We start from the raw sequence: 20056 nt of genomic DNA on the forward strand, positions 1-20056 counted from the left end.
GAATAACGAAAAATGGATCAAAATTTTAAAAAATCAGTCAAAAAAATGATCGATAGCGTTCATCAAAATTAGAGATTCATGTGTTTCAGGCGTTCCTTATATAAATAAAACACAACGTATTTTGACCGTTACAATCAAAATACGTTGTGTTTATTGATGATCAATCAATTCTTTCCCAGTCAATCGTTTCTCCAGGAACTTTATCGGTATTCCACCATTTTGCACGATATTTTACACCTTTATACATGACAATATCCCCAGCAACATACACTTTATCTTTATCCCAAGTTTCAATTGAAGGATCTTCCGTGTTGCCATTGTTATTATCATCATCGGTAATATTTCCTACATCACCTTTCATTTCATCACGATATTCCCAGATTTTCTTCGTTAATTTTGGTAGTCTTGCTAATTCTTTTTTAGTATCAGCAGTAACTTCGATAGCCCATTTTTCAAAAAATGGCGTTAGATTTTTGTTACTGATCTTTGAAGCAGATAAGATAAAATGTTGTCGCTTGTCTTGTTCTGTCCATAGCTGTGGACTTTCTTCACGATATAACTGATGTAGTTTAGGATAGAAGTCGCTGCCAAATGCTAATTCCAGCTGCCAAAACATTCCTAGTCGAACAAATTCATCTTGTTTATCAAAATTTTTCGATTGACTTCGATTCAAATAATTGAAAATATCCGTATATACGCGATCTTCTTCTAAACGACTACGCTGTCCTAATGCTTTTTGTACCCGCATCGAAAAGATATTCACGGTCACTTCGGTCATATCCTCCCAACCCATATCATCAATTTGATAGGTATGACCTAATTCATGCCAAATCCCCCACTGTGAGGAACCGTCTGGATCTAACAAGACTCTCATTCCATCTGCATAATTAAAACCAGTATGTTGTTCATACGCGTACATATAATCTTCTCTGGCACTCGTTTCACGCATATGTTGAACTAAGCCAGTTGGTTGACGATGGATTGTAGCGCTATTATCTAGCCCGGCTGTTTGATCGTGAAGATCAATTACTTTTTCTTTCGTTGTTAAAATTTTAGTTGGGTCCTTCACATAATTAATTGTTTTGTCGGATCCTGTAACCAAAACTCGATCACTGACCAATTCATAAGCAGGTGCATTTGGATGATTTCTTACCTCATTCTGCCAATCTTTATTGGTCATTTTTCCTAGAATAAAACGTGGAATTGTTATACCACCACGTATTTCAATTCTCGTTTTTTGTTGCGTGATGCGAGTGGATTCATTTTGGATATGGATCACACCTTCTTGGGTACCGGAAATGACGTTTCTTCCTCTATTTAGTCGTTTCCCTTTCGTTGCCCCTTCGAGATAATCTTTCAGACTAGCCCTGGTAATCGTATACGTCGGTAGTTGTTGCGCCGTTTCATCTACATAAATTTCGATCGTATCATTTTTACGTTTATAGATCCCTGTAGATTGATTGCTACTAGGACCAAACCAATTACCTATTTCTTCCCGATAACTCTCAACATCCTCACTTTGATAAGCATTCAAAACCGTTGAAACGTTTTCATTACTTCGCTCTGAAAGAACGACTTCCGTCCCAATAGTCGGTTCATTTACTGTTGCCTCAACATTTAGGTCATTTGATAAAATAACCATACTGAACAGTAAAGACCCCAAGATCATTGCTTTCTTCTTACTCATATTAGCACCCCTTAATGTTATTTTTTCTTTATAATATAACATTAACATGCATTATTTTATAAATGTTGTCGTTTTTTTTCAACAGAAGGAAATAATGAAAATCAGACTTTTAAATAATATGGTATGATAAATTTTTAGTGACCATTTTTTGATTATCAGAAACAGAAAACACAAAAAAACAGACTACCTTTATCAGATAGTCTGCTAAACATCGTATGAACAATGTTTTGATTATTCTGCAGCGTTTGCGTCTTTGAGACCGTATTTTTTGTTGAAACGGTCCACACGTCCGTCTGCTTGTGTGAATTTTTGACGTCCAGTATAGAATGGATGTGAGTCAGAAGTAACTTCGACACGGATGACTGGGTATGTATTACCGTCTTCCCATTCAACTGTTTCTTGTGAAGTTTTTGTTGAACCTGACAAGAATTTAAAGCCAGTTGTTGAATCCAAGAACACTACTGGATGGTAATCTGGATGGATGTTTTCTTTCATGCGTTTTCGCTCCTTTGCCCTGACCCATTTGCTGAACCAGAGTTGATTTGTCGATATACAACAGTAACATCTTAACATGTTTCTAACAACGTTGCAATTATCTTTTTAGATTTCTTGTCTGATTTTTTTTACCGAATGAGACATCTTGGAATTCTTTGAAAAATTGTTGATTGTTTTTGGTTTTTCTTAAAAAACGGATCAATTGTTCGGTGTATTCCAATGAATCGCCGACCATATTCTTTCGTAACTTCCAAATTTCTTCTAATTGATCTTCTGGCATTAGAAGTTCTTCTTTTCTCGTACCAGATTTCTTGATATCAATGGCAGGGAAGATACGACGCTCAGATAGTTCACGAGACAGTTGAAGTTCTAAATTCCCTGTTCCTTTAAACTCTTCATAGATCACATCATCCATTCGGCTACCCGTATCGACTAAGGCAGTTGCTAAGATCGTCAAGCTTCCACCTTCTTCGATATTTCTAGCTGCTCCGAAGAATTTTTTTGGTTTATATAGTGCGGCTGGATCGATTCCCCCGCTCAATGTACGACCACTTGGCGGTACGACTAAATTGTAAGCTCTAGCTAATCGGGTAATACTGTCCATCAAGATCACGACATCTCGTTTATCTTCGACTAAACGCATCGCTCTTTCCAGAACCAACTCAGATACCCTTGTATGATTTTGTGGTTGTAAATCGAAAGTAGATGAAACGACATCTCCTTTGACACTGCGTTCCAAATCCGTGACTTCTTCTGGGCGTTCATCGATCAGAAGAACGATCAGTTCTACTTCTGGATGATTTTCAGTGATTCCATTGGCGATTTCCTTTAACACAGAAGTTTTTCCGGCTTTAGGAGGTGCTACGATCAAGCCACGTTGACCAAAACCTACTGGTGAGAAGATATCGATCATTCTTGTTGCTAGTCTTTGAGAGGTTGTTTCTAACCTAAGCTGTTCTTGAGGATACAGAGGTGTCAAAGCTGGAAAATGCGGACGTTCTTTGGCTTCTTCTGGGTCTTTTCCATTTACACTTTCCACGTGCATCAACCCATAATAACGTTCTGACTCTTTAGGTGGGCGAGCCTTTCCTGCTACTTTATCTCCATTTCGCAAACTAAACCGTCTTATTTGTGAAGCAGAGATATAGATATCTTCTACACTTGGCCCATAATTGATTGGTCGTAAAAATCCATACCCATCTTGTCCAACGATATCTAAGATTCCTTCCATATAATAAAACCCTTGTTTTTCTGCTTGCGCCCGAATCACAGCTAAAGATAATTCTTTTTTATTCATTTTGCTATAATAAGGAATCTTAAATTCTTTTGCGTAACTGTAGACCTCTTTTAATGTCTTATTTTCCAGTTCCGCCATCGTTAAATAATCACTCATTCAGCTTCCACTTCCTCCACCATTTGGATTTCAGCACCTAATGCCGTCAATTTTTCAATAATATGATCATAACCACGTAAAATATATTCTACGTTATAAATAGTAGTTGTTCCTTCAGCCATGAGACCTGCAATCACTAAACAAGCACCTGCTCGAAGGTCAGAAGCGACTACCTCTGTTCCATGAAGTTTATTTGGTCCATTTGTAATGATCAAATTCCCTTCCACTGATATATCAGCACCCATACGTGCTAATTCAGGCACATGATTCACACGTTTAGCATAGATCGTATCTGTGATTTCAGCTGTTCCTTTGGTCATTAATAAGAGGGGAGTCAATGGTTGTTGTAAGTCTGTTGCAAACCCAGGATATGGATAAGTCATCACATTCACCGCTTTTAACTCTTTAGACGGAAACACTTCAATCTCATCTTCTCTAATTGTCATGTTTACGCCCATTTCTTGAAGTTTAGCAATAAAACTTTCTAAATGTTCGTAAATCACATTTTTGATCTTAACACCATTTCCTGCTGCTGCAGCAAGCGCTAGATAAGTTCCTGCTTCGATTCGATCAGGGATCATGAAATGGCGACAACCATGGAGTTTGTCTACACCTTCGATTCGGATTACATCCGTCCCTGCTCCTCGCACTTTGGCACCCATATTATTTAACAAAGTAGCAACATCGATGATCTCTGGTTCACGAGCGGCATTTTCGATTACTGTCTGACCTTTCGCTTTAATAGCCGCCAACATCACATTAATCGTTGCACCGACTGAAACGACATCCATGAAAATCCGATTTCCCTGTAATCCCTCTTGGTCGGTACGTAAATACATCGCACCATGTTCATTATTGACTGAAGCACCTAATGCTTCGAAACCCTTGACATGTAAATCAATTGGTCGCGGTCCTAGATAGCAACCACCTGGCAAACCAACCACTGCCTCACCAAATTTTCCAAGCAGTGCCCCCATAAAATAATAGGAAGCTCGTAGACTATTGATCTTACCACTTGGCATGGGCACAGAGACGATACCGCGGGGATCAATTTCTAAAATATTTTGTGAAAAATGGATTTTTGCTCCCATGATTTCTAAAATTTCGATTAGTGAATGAACATCCTGAATATCAGGTACGCCTTCTAAAATAACCGGAGAATCTGCTAAAATCGCTGCAGGAATCAAAGCCACTGCACTATTTTTAGCCCCACTGATCGTTACTTCACCAGTTAACGGACGATTTCCTTCAATTATGATTTTTTTCATTGATTTCCACCTTGTTATTGTTCAATTTTATTACACATGCTTGTATTTTATCATAGATGAAATAAAGAAACGAGTTCCCATTCTTTTTTATTTCCTCAAAAATCAAAGGTTTATTCTGAAAAAAGATGGACGGATGTTTATCAAAGTGAACGATTATCAATTTGCGAAAAAAAAACCGCAAAACAGGTTGAACCTGTTTCACGGCATTCTTAATCGATTAATTAAGCTTTGTTAGCTGAACCGAACCAATCAATGTGTTCTTCTGCATCTTTAATGATTGCAGCTTTACCTGGTGCTAACAATTTACGAGGGTCAAAACCTTTTCCTTCTTTATCTTTGCCAGCTTCGATATATTCACGAGTAGCTTTAGCAAATGATAATTGGAATTCAGTATTTACGTTTACTTTAGAAACACCCATTGAAATTGCTTTTTGGATTTGTTCTTGAGGAATACCTGATCCACCATGTAATACTAAAGGCATATCTGGACCTACAGCATCAGCGATTGCTTGTAAATGATCAAATGCTAAACCATTCCAGTTTTCTGGATATTGACCATGGATGTTACCGATACCACATGCTAGGTAGTCGATTCCTGTAGCAACCATTTGTTTGCATTCTTCGATATCTGCTAATTCACCGTTACCGATGATTCCATCTTCTTCTCCGCCGATTGAACCAACTTCACATTCAACAGAAATTCCTTTAGCGTGAGCTTTTTCTACAACTTCTTTCGCTAATTTCAAGTTTTCTTCAAATGGTAAGTGAGAACCGTCAAACATAACTGAAGTATAGCCTACTTCGATACATTCCATAGCTGCATCATAGTCACCATGGTCTAAGTGGATGGCAACAGGAACAGTGATGTTCATTGATTCAACTAAGTCACAAATAATATCTTTAGCAACTTTGTAGCCGCCCATGTATTTAGCCGCACCCATTGAAGTTTGGATAAGTACTGGTGCTTGTTTTGCTTCAGCTGCTTCAAGGATTGCTTGAGTCCATTCTAAGTTATTTGTATTGAATCCGCCGACAGCGTAACCGCCTTTACGAGCAGCTTTTAAAAATTCAGCTCCTGATACTACTGGCATAATAAATTCCTCCTAAGTTTTGTAAAACTAAATTTGTTAAGACTATCCTTAACCAACGAACCTATTTTACCAAACATTTTCAGAGTTTTCTACTAAAATCAATGAAAATGAAAATTTTCAAGAACTTTTTTGCAAAAAATAAGGTTTTCAGTTGGCTGATTTAGTCAAAAATGGCTAGTTTATCGTTTTTTATTGTTCAAACAATAACAATTTATTTATAACTGTTTTCTCTAAATTCATCTGAAACATTAAAAGCGTATTTGTCCCGCTTATTTTCCTTCACGTTCAGACAAAGCAGCTCCGACAAATCCTTTGATCAATTTTTGTGGGCGATTTGGTCTTGAGATCAATTCTGGATGGAATTGACAACCAACAAAGAATTTTTTCTCTGTTAATTCCACGATTTCCACTAAACGATTATCAGGAGAAACACCTGAGAATACTAATCCTTTTTCTTCAAATAATTGACGGTATTTATTGTTGAATTCATAACGATGACGGTGACGTTCTTGTACTACATCGGCTCCGTCATAAGCTTCGGCTGTTTTCGTTCCTTTTTTAATTTTACATGGGTAAAGACCTAGACGTAACGTTCCACCTAAGTTTTCGATATTTTCTTGGTCTGCCATCAAATCAATGATATTGTTCGTTGTTTCTGGTGTAGTTTCTGCTGAAGCAGCATCTTCCAAACCAACCACATTACGAGCAAACTCAACACACGCCATTTGCATGCCTAAACAAATCCCTAAGAAAGGCACATCATTTTCACGAGCATAACGGATCGCTTCAATTTTTCCTTCGACCCCACGATCGCCAAAGCCACCAGGTACTAAGATACCATCTGCATCTTTCAAATATTCTGCTACATTTTCTTTGGTTAGATCTTGGGCCTTGATCCAGTCAAGTTCGATATCCGCATCAAAAGCAAAGCCTGAATGTTTCAACGCTTCAACAACTGAAATATAAGCATCTGGTAATTCAACATATTTACCTACTAAAGCAATTCGGACTTTTTTCTTCAGATTCAATACTTTTTCTTCTAATTGTTTCCATTCTTCCATATCAGCTTCTGGCGTTTCTAGTTTCAAATGTTCACAAACGATGCGATCCATGCCTTGTTTTTGTAAAAGCAACGGAATAGAGTAAAGAGTGTCCACATCTGGTGATTCAATGACCGCTTCGGGTTCTACGTCACAAAATTGTGCTAATTTATTTTTCACATTTTGTGAAACAGGTTGCTCTGTTCGAACCACCAAGATATTAGGTTGGATTCCTAAACCACGTAATTCTTTTACACTATGTTGAGTTGGTTTAGTTTTCATTTCTCCCGCAGCTTTTAGATAAGGAATCAATGTGGTGTGGATATACATCACGTTATCAGCACCAACATCCGCCTTCATTTGGCGTAGTGCTTCTAAAAATGGTAAAGATTCGATATCGCCGACTGTTCCGCCAACTTCAGTGATGATCACGTCTGAATCAGTCATTTTTGCTGCACGCATGATTTTCTCTTTGATTTCATTTGTGATATGAGGGATGACTTGAACAGTTGCTCCTAAGTATTCCCCTTTTCGTTCTTTACGAAGTACTTCTGAATAAATTTTCCCTGTAGTAACATTGGAGTATTTGTTCAAATTGATATCGATAAAACGTTCATAATGGCCTAGATCCAAATCAGTTTCTGCTCCGTCGTCTGTTACAAAAACTTCTCCGTGTTGGTACGGACTCATCGTTCCCGGGTCTACGTTGATGTAGGGATCAAATTTTTGGATGGTTACTTTTAAGCCACGATTTTTCAACAAACGACCTAAAGAAGCTGCAACGATTCCTTTACCAATCGATGAAACTACGCCGCCCGTTACAAAAATGTATTTTGTCATAAGTTCAAAAACTCCTTCTTCTTTTATCTGCAGGAAAAGTCCCAGAAAATGAACAAAGCTCCCTATTCTAGTTAGAATAGGGAGCAAAATTTCTGTGAACTTCTGACCCTTTAAAAGGGTGCCCAATGAGTATACTACAAGCAAATTTGAAGAAAGTCAAGCCTCTAATTTAACGTTGCAGATGTCGTTAGTCATAAGAATAATCCAACGTCATTGATAAATGAAAACAGGTAGTTCACTCTCTAATAAAAAACTGCACGAAAAATAGTACACTCATTCTTTTAGTAAGAACGATTAGCCATACGACTTCTTTACTCATTCACTAGACTATCTTTGATGATCTCTAGAAGATTTTTGTCCTTTTTTTTCAGATATGTTTGTACTTCTCGTTCTTGCAGCATTGAATTTTTCTGTCCTATTTTTTAACGGTGACAATTTTTCTACATCTAATTGTTTCCAGTTTTCTTGTCTTCTTTTCTTAAAATCCTCCACTTTTTTCATTACCTGTTCCTGTTGTTCAGGGGTCAAATTAGAAAATTCAGCTTGAAAATCTAATTTATCTTCAGCTTTAGTTCCCACCTTGCCTACACTTTCTTTAACCAACTCTCTAAATTCTCTTTTATATAATTCAAGGTTTGAAAGTTCCTGTGGATTGCCATGCACAAGATCTGTTTGTGGATGCTGTAACATATTGAATTCAGCATAGTTAGTCAGCAGTTCTACAGCATGGCGGTTAACCTGCCAACGTTCATTTACGTTTTCCACGCTCAAACCGAGATTATGTATAATTTCCCTATATTCATTCTGCCTAAGAGGCAAAACACGTCTTGAAGTACCTTCTATTGTTATACTATGTCGTGTATCTAAATTCGCTTCTAATATAGATACAACCTCGTGTTGTGCAAGTGGAATAACTGGGTCATTCATTTGCTCACGAAGTACTGAAGTGATATCCTGTATCAGGGTAACAGGACGGCGTATTCTCAACTCCTCTATTTTTATTGAAAGTCCAACATCCCTACTTGCTTTCATACCCTCAATTCTTTTCTTTTGAGATTCTTTAATTTCATTACGAGTATCAGGATTGAGGTCAAACAAGTCCACGAAAGAACCAATATCATTAGGTTTCATCTTAAACGTTTCTATTACAAATCCTATATCCTCACTTAAATCAGCCTCATTAACTTTGTAAGGTAACTCTGAATACATTTTTTTAAGACTTTCTGCAACCTCTGTGAATGTCCTTGAAGAATCTGTCATCGACTGTTGCACCATTTCGTTAATTTTTTGCTTTCGTTCTTTTTTTAAAAACTTGATTTTACGTCGAGGTTCTTGTTCAATCTCCGTTTTTCTAAGTGTTTCACGAAAATTTTCTTTATTTGCTAGTTCTAGCTTATCAATAGTTGAATTTATTTCATCTGGTGTAAAATAGTTTTTTTCAAAGAAGATGTATAATGCCTCACTTATCTCAGACTCGTCTATCGGTCGAATAGCATTAATTTCCGGATCATGAATCAATTGATTGATAGATACAACAACTGTATCTATCCTCTTTGAGCGATCAGAGAATGAATGGACTTCCTCACTTTGTTTGTTTAAATTTCTATGAACAGCTCTAAGTTTTTCTTCTCTTAATAAATATTTTTTTTTCACTTGATGTTTTTCCATTGAATTAATTTGTGATTTTCTAACCTGTTCACGCATATGATCATTTAGATTAAGACGATCTACTACGTAATTGATTTCATCTTTAGAATAAGTACGTAGGTCTAATACAAATATATTTTCTTCATCTTCCTCTAATCCTTCATTCATATCTTTGATTATTTGATCTAATTCAACTTTATTCATAAATTTATGCCTCCTTTATAATATAATAATAAGGCAATAACTTTAATTTGAGCATACCTAATTTTCCCCCCAGAAGAAATAGGTATGCTCAAATTAAAAAAATTCAATTATTTATCATCATATACAATCTTCAATGAACTCATTTTTTACTTGTGCGTATCAACCAGGAGTGCAATAATCACTGTAAAACAAGAATATTCTTAGAAAAATTCTACACAAAAAAAATGAAAAAAATTTTTTTATACTATAGAATAGGTGTGTTATTCATATTTTGCAAATAATTTTCTTTCCATTAAAATTTTAAAAAAAATTTCAATCAGAAATAGCTGTATACTACTCGTAGAGAATGATTTCATTACACAATCCAACCAGTTATTTGTGATTCAGAATAACTTAACATCATCCGTTTCTCATTCTCGTACTCCTGAAGTGTATTCTTCAGGAGTTTTTTGTTGTCCCACCACATAAGTTACTCACCAAACAATGCGCGAACAAAATAAGCCAAAATTTCCTAAAATAAGTCTTCAGCGACTAAGAAATCAGTTAAAACAAACTGTCTTTCTTTTCAGTCGTACTCATTTTTCGTAAAATTTTGGCTTATTGTCCTGTTTATCAAGCATAAGAAGGTTGTGAATCAGAGGTTGTGAATCAGAGGTCGTGAAAACATCGGTCAGCTCCGATGACAATAAGAAAGAATTTTTCAAAACAGCTTCTCATGTTTTGAAAAATTCAGACTTACTTCAAGGAGCTAATGCTTAAAAACCATTCACTCGTTTTTAAAGTGAAGTGAGATTGATATCTTCAACTCCAATTATTCGTATTCTAATGGGGAAGCGATAATCAATATAATTCCAAGTATTGTTCTCTTTCCCATTCTGAAACAGTTTGTCTAAAGGCTGCCCATTCTAAGCGTTTTGCTTCGACAAAGTTCGAAAAGATATGTTGTCCCAATGCATCGATCATCACTTTGTCTTTTCTTAATTCTTTGATTGCATTATGGATCGTTGAAGGAAGATCTTGAATGTGGGCTTCTTCTCGTTCTTCTTCGTTCATCACATAAATATTTCGGTCCACCGCTGCTGGTGGTGTGATTTCATTACGGACACCATCTAATCCAGCTTGTAATAAAACAGCCATTGCTAAATATGGGTTAGCAGATGGATCAACTGAACGCAATTCCAAACGTGTGGATAAGCCACGTGATTCTGGAACACGGACTAATGGTGAACGATTACGACCGCTCCATGCCACATATACTGGTGCTTCATAGCCAGGAACTAAACGTTTATATGAGTTGACGGTAGGATTGCAAACCGCTGTATAGGCACGAGCATGTTTCAATAGCCCACCTAGGAAATGATACGCTGTTTGGCTAAGTTCTAAATCGCCATCTTTGTCATAAAAGACATTTCCTTCATCATTGAACAAGGACATATTACAGTGCATCCCCGAACCATTGATCCCGAATAATGGTTTAGGCATGAACGTTGCGTGTAACCCATGTTTACGAGCAATTGTTTTAACGACTAGTTTGAATGTTTGAATATTGTCACAAGCATCCACAACGTCTGCATATTTAAAATCAATCTCATGTTGCCCAGGAGCTACTTCGTGGTGAGAAGCTTCTACTTCAAACCCAAGGCTTTCTAATTCTAAAACAATATCACGACGACAGTTCTCACCTAAATCTGTTGGTGCAAAATCAAAATATCCACCTTTATCGTTTAACGTGGTCGTGATTCCACCATCTTCATCTAACTTAAATAAGAAGAATTCTGGTTCTGGACCTAAGTTGAAAGAGGTAAATCCAAGGTTGCGCATATCTTTTAATGCACGTTTCAAATTCCCGCGTGGATCACCTGCAAAAGGTGTGCCATCTGGGTTATAGATATCACAAATCAAACGAGCTACTTTGCCATGATCACTTTCCCAAGGGAAGATCATCCATGTTGAAAGATCAGGATACAAATACATATCGCTTTCTTCAATCCGAACAAAACCTTCGATCGAAGAACCATCAAACATCATTTTGTTTTCAAGTACTTTATCGATTTGACTAACGGGTACTTCGACATTTTTGATCGTTCCTAAGATATCTGTGAACATTAATCTTAAAAATCGAACGTTCTCTTCTTCAATGATTCGTTTAATTTCATCACCAGTTATTTGTTTCTTTACCATGGTATCCCTCTTTCTTTTTCTTTATATTATTCAGTCAAAGAATTGTCGTTGCATTCCTTGCGACTGATAATGCCCAGTTTTACTTAGCCCACCTTGCGCCAATATCTCATCACGAAAAATTTGTCGAACGTCATGATCAGTTAGCGGTTTTTTGCTCTTTTCTTCCTGTTTTTTGGCTTGAGCCATTTCGTAAACTCGTTTGATACCAGCCATATTTAATCCATCAGAAAGATAATCTTTGATCTCTAACAACAAGTCAATATCGTTTAATGAATACATTCGACGATTTCCTTCGCTTCTTTCAGGATGAACAAAATCTTGTTCTTCATAATAACGAATTTGTCGTGCGGATAAATCAGTCAGTTTCATTACTGTACCAATTGGAAATACAGACATTGAACGGCGCAATTCCTTTTCTCCCATCAGACGTCCCCTTTCGTTTAACAAGTTGGGTAAAGTATACCAATCAAAAAAACTACTGTCAACCGCTTATGTCAGGTTTTCTAACATGAGAGTTGGTTTTTTTTACAAAAAAACTTGAGCAACGATTCATTGCTCAAGTTTTCTAACTTTTAATAAAAGAGAAAATACATAGGTCACTCTGATAAGAAAGAGACAACGACCATTTAACTATTCAGCCATTTAGAAGTTGACTTTGCAAATCCTTTTACTTCATATCCATTTTTTTCTTCTACAAAATGCTCTTTCAAAACGAGCGTTTGTCTTCGTAAAGCACTTAACGTTTGCCCATCCTGACTGGGTACAAAGAGCGTGTATGGCACCATCAATTCCAACAACTGCTGTTTGATCGCTTGTACTAGCTTTTCTTTCCCATCGGTACTTTGCGCCGATATCAATACATTTGGAAAGAGTGAGGGAATAAATAAGGCTGGATCAATTTGATCCGCTTTGTTATAGACTGTTAATACAGGCATCTCTTCCATCTTTAGTTCCGCCATCAACTGTAATACAGTCTGCTCCTGCAAAATACGATCTGGCGAACTTGCATCAACTACATGTAACAATAGATCCATTGATTGACTTTCTTCCAATGTTGAATGGAACGCATCAATTAATTGTGTCGGAAGATCTTGAATAAATCCAACCGTATCAGTAACAGTAATCTCAAATCCTTCTGCAAATCGCCATTTCTTTGTTAAGGGATCCAAAGTAGCAAATAACTGATCTTTAGAATACGTATCCGCTTGCGTAAGCAAATTAAGAATGGTTGACTTCCCCGCATTGGTATACCCAATCAAACCAATTTGAAAGATTTCACTAGACTGTCTTTTTTGGCGATTTCTCGCTCGATGGGCTTCTACAGCCTTCAACTCACGTTTTACCCCTAATATTTTATTACGGATATGACGTCGATCCGTTTCCAATTTGGTTTCCCCAGGTCCTCTCGTTCCAATTCCACCACCTAATCGAGACAATGACTTTCCTTGTCCAGCTAAGCGTGGTAAAAGGTATTCTAATTGAGCTAGCTCTACTTGCAACTTTCCTTCTTTCGAACGGGCTCTCATGGCAAAAATATCTAAAATCAACTGGACTCGGTCAATGATAGGGATTCCTACTGCTTCTGAGACTAGCTGACTCTGCCGAGGGGTCATTTCATGGTTAAAGATAATCAGATCCGCTTCATGAGCATCCGCTTGTTGGATCAATTCTTGTAATTTACCTTTACCGATAATGGTTTGACGATCGACTTGCGGTCGTTTTTGCGTCAATGTAAATACAACTTCCCCAGAAGCTGTATTGGTCAGCTTGCTTAATTCTGCCATCGACTCTGTGAAGTATCGTTGATTCTGTTCTGTCTCAACGCCTACGATGATCACTTTTTCTTTTTTATTTGTCATCTTTTTCCTCCAACCACGTTCTGATCAATTGATCAATTTGCTCCATACTACTGGACTCTGCTAATAAGTCAAACCAATGTGCATCAAGACGATTACGAAACCATGTTAATTGTCGCTTTGCATACCGTCTCGAGTTCATCTTCAACTGCTCCACAACGTTTTCTAAAGATTCTTCTCCCTTAAAATACGGATAAAATTCTTTGTATCCAATACCTTGACTCGCTTGGACTTCACCAAGTTCATACACAAAACGTGCTTCTTCTAATAAGCCTTCCTCTAACATACTATCTACACGTTGATTGATGCGCTGGTATAACAAGGATCTCTCGGTATTAAGACCAATCATACAATAATCATAAAGACGTGCGGGTTCCTCTTGCGGTGTTGTGATACTGTAGCCAGTCACTTCAAATACTTCTAAAGCTCGAATCACTTTTCGTTGGTTGTTCCAATGAATTTTTTCCGCTGCTAGCGGATCTTTTGTTTTCAAGTACTCCCAAAGTTCTTTTTTACTGAGTGTTTCAGCTAATTCTTCATATTTTTTTCGTACTGCTGTGACGCTTTCCTCTTTTGCACCCAATTGAAAATCATAAAGCAAAGATTGAATATACAACCCTGTTCCGCCAACGATCATCGGCAAATGGCCACGTTCTGTGATTTCTGTGATCAATTTTCGTCCAGCTTTTTGAAAATCTGCTACGGAATAAGTTTCATTAGGTTCGATGATATCAATCAAATGATGGGGAATACTTTCCATTTCTGACGTCTTTATTTTAGCTGTTCCGATATCTAATTTCTTGTAAACTTGCAGTGAATCCCCACTAATAATTTCACCGTTAAATTTTTTAGCCAATTCCACGCTAAGCGCTGTTTTCCCTACCGCTGTAGGTCCAACGATTACTAATACTTTTTCCATTATCATCCTACTTTTTCATTGTTTGTTTTATCCAAAATGCTTTTTGGGGAAAGTCTGTGATTATTGCATCTAGTTGTTGATCGAAACATCGTGTCATCTGCTGGTCGTCGTTGATGGTCCAGCATCTGATCGATTTGGGGAATGTCTCCATGGATGGCAAATGCTCCAAGTACCAGTCACCTCTAGGATGAATCCCTTCTATCCAAGGAGTATCTTCAGCTAACTGTACTTTCTTTTGTGACGTACTTAAAAGAAGATCCAGCTGTGCCTGAGGATCAATTTTTACTACTCGTTCCAATGTATGAAAGTTAAAACTGCAGTACGCATGTCGAAAAGGCCATTCCACTGCTTTTAATTGTTGAACTACTTTTTCTTCGATGCCAGCATACTCATATTTATCTGTTTTAATCTCGATCATTACCGTTCCACGATAATTCATTTCCCAAAAAAGATGCAAGACCTCTTTCAAAGTTGGCACTTTTGTTGCCTGAAACTCTGTATTGAACCACTTTCCTGCATTCAACTTTTTTATCTCTGTTAATGTTTTTTCCCGTACCAATCCTTTGCCATCCGTCGTCCGATCCACTTCCTCATCATGAATCACCACGATCTGCTCATCTTTCGTCAAATGAACATCTAGTTCAATCCCATCTGCACCTATTCGAACAGCTTCGGCAAACGCAGGCAATGTATTCTCTGGATGGGTACCACTACTTCCACGATGCGCAAAAATCTGAACCATTTCATCACCACTTTCAGTCTCTTTGATTGTACCATAGGAAAAAGGCTGTGAAAAAGTCGTAATACTTCGAATGTCTAAGAATGAGGTTGACTTGTCATTCTAAAAAATGAGTAAACGGTATTCAATAAAGAACTACTCAGCAATAAGCGATGATTTTCTAAAATATGAAAAGCTATAAAAAAGTCCTCTCTCATTCATAGTGTTCCCTCTATCGAAAATAAGCCGAAAAAACCAAAAATATAAGGAACTACTTTTGGATTCTTCGGCTTATTTCTAAAAGCTAGACAATTCTGTCACAACCTTGACTTTACAAATTATAAAAGTTTTTTGATCCTCTTCGATCTCAACTCAAAAAACAATTAGCTCCACACATTATCATTTGAGAAAAAGCCAATGGGTTGTCGCGTGACACTTTTTAATTGCGCTTTTTTTTCATTGATCATTTCCGTCAGATTATCCGTGAAGTTTTCTAAGATCACACGTCCACCTTTATAAGCATAACCGCCTATTTTCATCGTTTCGTCAGGAGAAAGAACGACTTTACGGTGCGCAATGTTTTTAAACAATTCTTCTAAGATGTAATTTGGAAGATAAAAATTATTTTGTGCAGCAAATGACTGTAAATAAGCAAAATCATCAATAGTGATATAACAATCATCAAATGCATCAAAGCTGACATATTCATCTAACAGTGTTGCTCTTTTTTGCAAGATTTCATTGATTTTTTTATTTAGTTGATTCAAAGTCTCAATCTCTTTGACTTTTAATTCTAACTCCCGTCTTCGTTGCTCTTTGTTTTCAAGATGGCGCATCTGAACAACCATCCCGATATATACTAAAATAGCTCCTAATAAAACGCCAATTAAGCCTACGATGCCAACTACCAATTAGTGTTCCTCCTTGCTGTATTCTTCTATTTCATCATAACATAAACGTGCAAGCACAGACTATTTTCTAAAATTTTTTTATTTGACCTTTATTGACCAAGAATGTATACTACTTTTTAGGTAGAAGAAATGAATTTGTGTTACACTATTTGTAAAGAACTTAAGGAGGAACCAAATTATGAATTTAATCCCTACAGTTATTGAGCAATCCTCTCGTGGCGAACGAGCTTATGATATTTATTCACGCTTATTAAAAGACCGCATTATCATGTTAAGTGGTCAAGTGACTGATGATCTTGCAAACTCGATTATTGCCCAATTGCTTTTCCTAGATGCACAAGATTCTGAAAAAGACATTTATCTTTATATCAACTCTCCTGGCGGTTCTGTTACTGCTGGAATGGCGATTTATGATACGATGAATTTTGTTAAAGCAGATGTCCAAACCATTGTGATGGGTATGGCTGCTTCTATGGGTAGTTTCTTACTGACAGCAGGTAAAAAAGGCAAACGTTTTGCTTTACCAAATGCTGAAATCATGATCCATCAACCACTTGGCGGCGCACAAGGTCAAGCGACAGAAATCGAAATCGCAGCTCGTCACATTTTACAAACACGAGAACGCTTGAACAAAATTTTAGCAGAACGTACTGGTCAACCTCTTGAAGTGATCGAAAAAGATACCGACCGTGATAATTACATGACTGCTGAACAAGCGAAAGCATACGGTTTGATTGATGAAGTGATGGAAAACAGTGCTGGATTAAACTAATATCATTTGTAAACTAAAAGGACGATGGGACTGCTCGATTGAGCGGCTCATCGTCCTTTTTTCAGTTGGAACGAAAGCTCGGTTTTTCAATGCTGTTCTTTAAACTTTCCTTCGTTATATTGTTCTCCAAGTTCAACGTAATGTTGAATATTTTGGCGATTCTTTTCAATCTCTTCTTCCGTTAAAGGACGAATGACTTTAGCTGGCCGACCAAACGCTAATACGTTGGGCGGAATGACCTTGCCTTCGGTCACTAAAGAACCAGCACCAATCAAACTATTTTCACCGATCACTGCATGGTTCAAAATAGTTGATCCCATACCAATCAACGCGCCCTTTTCGATGGTGCAACCATGAAGCATACATTGATGTCCTACCGTTACATTTTCAGCAATTTCAACTGGTGCATCATGGTCCACATGAATAACAGTACCATCTTGAATATTCGTTCTTGCTCCAACTTTAACCGTATTGCTATCCCCACGAATCACCGCTTGATACCAAACTGTGACCGATTCTGCGAGCTCTACATCGCCAACAACAGTTGCATTCGGTGCAATAAATTTTTGACTCATTTTTACACATCTCCTTTTTTGGCTTATTTCCAATTATAGCAGAAGATGGATTTCTCCTTCAAAAAGACTGGCAGCTATTATTTCATAGTCCCTTCAAGCACGCCTACTCTCTAGGGACTGAGACAAAAGTTGTCTCAGTCTCTTCTAGTATCTCTAAAAACGAATAAACGGCGTTCAAGAAGCAACTCCTCAACAATAAGCCTGAATTTTTCAAAACATGAGAAGCTGTTTAAAAAATTCTTTCTTATTGTCATCAGAGCTACCCGATGTTTTCACGACCTCTGATTCACGGTGATACAAAAGTAGCATCTTCGGAAAATTTGCCGAAATTTACCAAAAATTTGAGAAGCACCAAGTAGGTAACAATCAACATCAAAAACTAGTTTTTGTGTTTCTTGTCAATTTTCGGAAATTCCTTCTTATTTCTTGATGCTGAACACTTTTGTCTCAACCTCTCGTTTTTACACAAATAAAGAGCTCAGAACAATCTTTCGTGTTCCAAGCTCTTTCCTTTTATCTATATGCTATCTAAACTGGTAGCTAAATTTTATCCATTTACTTTAGAAATATTGATTGAGCCGATATAGCCAGCTTTATAGTTTTCCACATTGATTAGTGGGCTTGTTTCTCCTTTATTTACTTTAAAAGTAGTTGTAAGTCGATAGTATCCTTTTTCTTCTAAAACCCCATCTCTCATCAATGTGGTGTTAAGGAGTTCACGACTATCTTTAGACGAAGTATCTTCCTTCAATGCCACTTTTACATAATGGTCACTCAACATATCGACCACTGGTTTCACATAAACGGTTACTCGATAAGTTGCATTTTCTTCTAAAGCTTCACTACCGTTAAAGATTTTATATACACTAGCATGCTGATCAGCAAAGAAAGTATAGTCACCTACTAAAGCATTCACAGGGTCTTTCACTAGTTCAATGTCATCTCCTGAGAACATTTTCCATCCAGCAGTTTGTCCGTCAGGCCAAGTATCATTGATTTTCACCGTTACATTAATCGTTTTTCTAGCCACTTCATTTACACTATTTTTCACTTCATAAGTGACTTGGTATTTTCCAGGAATAGAGGAATCAACGTTGTTTTCTACCACTTTGATTTTGTCTGTGATGTCTCCGTCAACACGATCATAAGCACTTAGATTGATTCGTTTGTCAAATGGATCAAATAACTCATCGTGCAAAATTTCAATATCATTTGCATGTAACTCTGGTTTTTCAAAAACAGCTGCAAATTGATTGATTCTGACAGTATGCGTATTGAAGTGTTCTCCTGTTGCAGCTCCAATCGTAAAAGTATATTTCTTTGATTTATCGATGTTTGGATTTTTCAATTCCCAATGTTGCCCATCATAATCTGCAGTAATAAGTTGTTGCTTGCTATTCCATTTTAACGTTAATTTTTTAAAAGTATTTGGCGTGAATTTAATTTGTTGCATAGGAGCTAAAGCGGTTAAAAATCCGCTGTTGGCATCTGTTGAAACAAAGCCTCCATGAGCACCAACCATTTGAGCATGGTTGAAAGAAGTATCCGCATCATCTCTATCTGGCGCTTTAGAATAGGTATCCAATTCAAATCCAATTCCCTTTTTCAGGCCTCTGATACCTAGACCACCACCATTAGCTCCAATGTCGCCAATTGCTCCTTGGTGGAAAGCCACACCTACCCCATCAGCACCATTTACATTATCACCTAAATTGACATCCATATCCAACAAGAAATCATAGTTCATATCAAGGGAGACGATTCCAGATATTGTTCCTTTTTGAAATTGTTTCGATTGAGTAAGACGAGCTGTATGGGAATCAAGTTGGACGGCACTTCCATTAAATGCGACGATGTCTTTCAAATCAAAATTATTTTGATCCACATTTTGGGAGATAGCAATATTTTTATTGACTAAAACATTACTAGTTTCTGCATTTACTGACAATCCAACAACACTTACCCCAATTAATCCAATAGTTCCTGCACATACTTTTTTATAAAAGGTCTTTTTGTTCATAATAAATAACGCTCCCATTCATATAGTTATTTTTTATACACTATCCTTTTCCGTTCTATCTGCATTTCACCATCTCTTTTCATTCTTTTAGTAAACAATTACGCGTAAAATTCATTTACTAGCAAGCATCCAGTAGTAGAAGCATTTTTGAATGCTATTTCGCCTCCCTTGATCTTTTTTCTACTACAAAATTATCGTAACGCTCAGATCCTATTATTTTTATTTTGTATAGTAGTCCAACAAATAAAAAAAGAGGTGAGACAAAAATGTTTCGCATCAAGAAATAAGAAGGGATTTCTGAAAATTAACAAGAAGCATAAACACTCGTTTTTTGCTGTTGATCGTTACCTACTTGGTGCTTCTTATTTCTTGATGCTACTTTTATCTCACTGTTTATTCGATTTTTAGAGATACTAAAAGAGACTGAGGAAAGTTTTTC

The 20056-nt window shown here is 37.0% G+C and carries 16 protein-coding genes; 1 reads left to right on the forward strand and 15 read right to left on the reverse strand.

Features of this window, described 5'->3' with window-relative positions:
• Nucleotides 1-160 precede the first annotated feature (160 nt).
• The 13 genes from IGJ18_RS10695 to IGJ18_RS10755 all read right to left on the reverse strand — a co-directional run bounded on the left by IGJ18_RS10695 (nucleotide 161) and on the right by IGJ18_RS10755 (nucleotide 16250).
• Nucleotides 161-1687: a M60 family metallopeptidase gene (locus IGJ18_RS10695; protein ID WP_225792581.1), complete on the reverse strand. Its 1527-nt coding sequence runs from the start codon at nucleotides 1685-1687 to the stop codon at nucleotides 161-163.
• Between the two features lie 231 nt (nucleotides 1688-1918).
• Nucleotides 1919-2182: a type B 50S ribosomal protein L31 gene (locus tag IGJ18_RS10700; RefSeq protein ID WP_010718705.1), complete on the reverse strand. Its 264-nt coding sequence runs from the start codon at nucleotides 2180-2182 to the stop codon at nucleotides 1919-1921.
• Nucleotides 2183-2279: 97 nt separating this feature from the next.
• The gene (gene rho / locus IGJ18_RS10705) at nucleotides 2280-3575 is read right to left on the reverse strand and encodes a transcription termination factor Rho (RefSeq protein ID WP_010718706.1); all 1296 of its coding nucleotides are present in this window, start codon (nucleotides 3573-3575) and stop codon (nucleotides 2280-2282) included.
• Nucleotides 3572-4843 carry a UDP-N-acetylglucosamine 1-carboxyvinyltransferase gene (locus tag IGJ18_RS10710; protein WP_053765738.1) on the reverse strand — a complete coding sequence of 424 codons (1272 nt, stop codon included), beginning with the start codon at nucleotides 4841-4843 and terminating at the stop codon, nucleotides 3572-3574. The genes rho and IGJ18_RS10710 overlap by 4 nt, the downstream gene beginning before the upstream one ends.
• A gap of 221 nt (nucleotides 4844-5064) precedes the next feature.
• Entirely contained in the window at nucleotides 5065-5934 is an 870-nt protein-coding gene (locus IGJ18_RS10715) for a class II fructose-bisphosphate aldolase (RefSeq protein ID WP_010718708.1), read from the reverse strand.
• A gap of 269 nt (nucleotides 5935-6203) precedes the next feature.
• A complete protein-coding gene (locus IGJ18_RS10720; RefSeq protein ID WP_010718709.1) occupies nucleotides 6204-7814 on the reverse strand; it encodes a CTP synthase in 1611 nt (536 codons plus the stop codon).
• A 327-nt stretch (nucleotides 7815-8141) separates the two neighbouring features.
• Nucleotides 8142-9665: a hypothetical protein gene (locus tag IGJ18_RS10725; protein WP_438843306.1), complete on the reverse strand. Its 1524-nt coding sequence runs from the start codon at nucleotides 9663-9665 to the stop codon at nucleotides 8142-8144.
• Between the two features lie 840 nt (nucleotides 9666-10505).
• A complete protein-coding gene (gene glnA / locus IGJ18_RS10730) occupies nucleotides 10506-11846 on the reverse strand; it encodes a type I glutamate--ammonia ligase (protein WP_010718711.1) in 1341 nt (446 codons plus the stop codon).
• Nucleotides 11847-11876: 30 nt separating this feature from the next.
• On the reverse strand, nucleotides 11877-12269 hold the full coding sequence (locus IGJ18_RS10735) for a MerR family transcriptional regulator (protein WP_010718712.1): 393 nt from the start codon (nucleotides 12267-12269) through the stop codon (nucleotides 11877-11879).
• Nucleotides 12270-12472: 203 nt separating this feature from the next.
• Nucleotides 12473-13705 carry a GTPase HflX gene (gene hflX, locus IGJ18_RS10740; protein WP_438843307.1) on the reverse strand — a complete coding sequence of 411 codons (1233 nt, stop codon included), beginning with the start codon at nucleotides 13703-13705 and terminating at the stop codon, nucleotides 12473-12475.
• Complete coding sequence (gene miaA / locus IGJ18_RS10745) at nucleotides 13695-14621, reverse strand: tRNA (adenosine(37)-N6)-dimethylallyltransferase MiaA (protein ID WP_438843308.1); 927 nt, start codon at nucleotides 14619-14621, stop codon at nucleotides 13695-13697. The genes hflX and miaA overlap by 11 nt, the downstream gene beginning before the upstream one ends.
• A 7-nt stretch (nucleotides 14622-14628) precedes the next feature.
• Nucleotides 14629-15363 carry a glycerophosphodiester phosphodiesterase gene (locus IGJ18_RS10750; protein WP_438843309.1) on the reverse strand — a complete coding sequence of 245 codons (735 nt, stop codon included), beginning with the start codon at nucleotides 15361-15363 and terminating at the stop codon, nucleotides 14629-14631.
• A gap of 359 nt (nucleotides 15364-15722) precedes the next feature.
• Entirely contained in the window at nucleotides 15723-16250 is a 528-nt protein-coding gene (locus tag IGJ18_RS10755) for a hypothetical protein (protein ID WP_010718716.1), read from the reverse strand.
• Nucleotides 16251-16428: 178 nt separating this feature from the next.
• On the opposite strand from IGJ18_RS10755, the gene clpP reads away from it, so the two are divergent.
• On the forward strand, nucleotides 16429-17022 hold the full coding sequence (gene clpP, locus IGJ18_RS10760; protein WP_010718717.1) for an ATP-dependent Clp endopeptidase proteolytic subunit ClpP: 594 nt from the start codon (nucleotides 16429-16431) through the stop codon (nucleotides 17020-17022).
• Nucleotides 17023-17108: 86 nt separating this feature from the next.
• On the opposite strand, the gene IGJ18_RS10765 is transcribed toward clpP, so the two are convergent.
• Together IGJ18_RS10765 and IGJ18_RS10770 are read right to left on the reverse strand one after the other, a co-directional pair.
• Nucleotides 17109-17597, reverse strand: a complete 489-nt coding sequence (locus IGJ18_RS10765; RefSeq protein ID WP_010718718.1) for a gamma carbonic anhydrase family protein — start codon at nucleotides 17595-17597, stop codon at nucleotides 17109-17111.
• Between the two features lie 547 nt (nucleotides 17598-18144).
• Nucleotides 18145-19617, reverse strand: coding sequence for a lectin-like domain-containing protein (locus IGJ18_RS10770; protein WP_207426806.1), 1473 nt, complete (start codon nucleotides 19615-19617; stop codon nucleotides 18145-18147).
• Nucleotides 19618-20056: the final 439 nt, after the last annotated feature.

It is taken from the genome of Enterococcus sp. AZ078 (genome assembly GCF_051714985.1).
Classification (GTDB): Bacteria; Bacillota; Bacilli; order Lactobacillales; family Enterococcaceae; genus Enterococcus_B; species Enterococcus_B hirae.

Coding starts and splice junctions, on each gene's coding strand:
- clpP (WP_010718717.1), top strand. CDS start 16,429: ATGAATTTAATCCCTACAGTTATTGAGCAATCCTCTCGTGGCGAACGA.
- IGJ18_RS10700 (WP_010718705.1), bottom strand. CDS start 2,182: ATGAAAGAAAACATCCATCCAGATTACCATCCAGTAGTGTTCTTGGAT.
- miaA (WP_438843308.1), bottom strand. CDS start 14,621: ATGGAAAAAGTATTAGTAATCGTTGGACCTACAGCGGTAGGGAAAACA.
- hflX (WP_438843307.1), bottom strand. CDS start 13,705: ATGACAAATAAAAAAGAAAAAGTGATCATCGTAGGCGTTGAGACAGAA.
- glnA (WP_010718711.1), bottom strand. CDS start 11,846: ATGGTAAAGAAACAAATAACTGGTGATGAAATTAAACGAATCATTGAA.
- IGJ18_RS10720 (WP_010718709.1), bottom strand. CDS start 7,814: ATGACAAAATACATTTTTGTAACGGGCGGCGTAGTTTCATCGATTGGT.
- rho (WP_010718706.1), bottom strand. CDS start 3,575: ATGAGTGATTATTTAACGATGGCGGAACTGGAAAATAAGACATTAAAA.
- IGJ18_RS10770 (WP_207426806.1), bottom strand. CDS start 19,617: ATGAACAAAAAGACCTTTTATAAAAAAGTATGTGCAGGAACTATTGGA.
- IGJ18_RS10735 (WP_010718712.1), bottom strand. CDS start 12,269: ATGGGAGAAAAGGAATTGCGCCGTTCAATGTCTGTATTTCCAATTGGT.
- IGJ18_RS10715 (WP_010718708.1), bottom strand. CDS start 5,934: ATGCCAGTAGTATCAGGAGCTGAATTTTTAAAAGCTGCTCGTAAAGGC.
- IGJ18_RS10765 (WP_010718718.1), bottom strand. CDS start 17,597: ATGAGTCAAAAATTTATTGCACCGAATGCAACTGTTGTTGGCGATGTA.
- IGJ18_RS10725 (WP_438843306.1), bottom strand. CDS start 9,665: ATGAATAAAGTTGAATTAGATCAAATAATCAAAGATATGAATGAAGGA.
- IGJ18_RS10695 (WP_225792581.1), bottom strand. CDS start 1,687: ATGAGTAAGAAGAAAGCAATGATCTTGGGGTCTTTACTGTTCAGTATG.
- IGJ18_RS10750 (WP_438843309.1), bottom strand. CDS start 15,363: ATGGTTCAGATTTTTGCGCATCGTGGAAGTAGTGGTACCCATCCAGAG.
- IGJ18_RS10710 (WP_053765738.1), bottom strand. CDS start 4,843: ATGAAAAAAATCATAATTGAAGGAAATCGTCCGTTAACTGGTGAAGTA.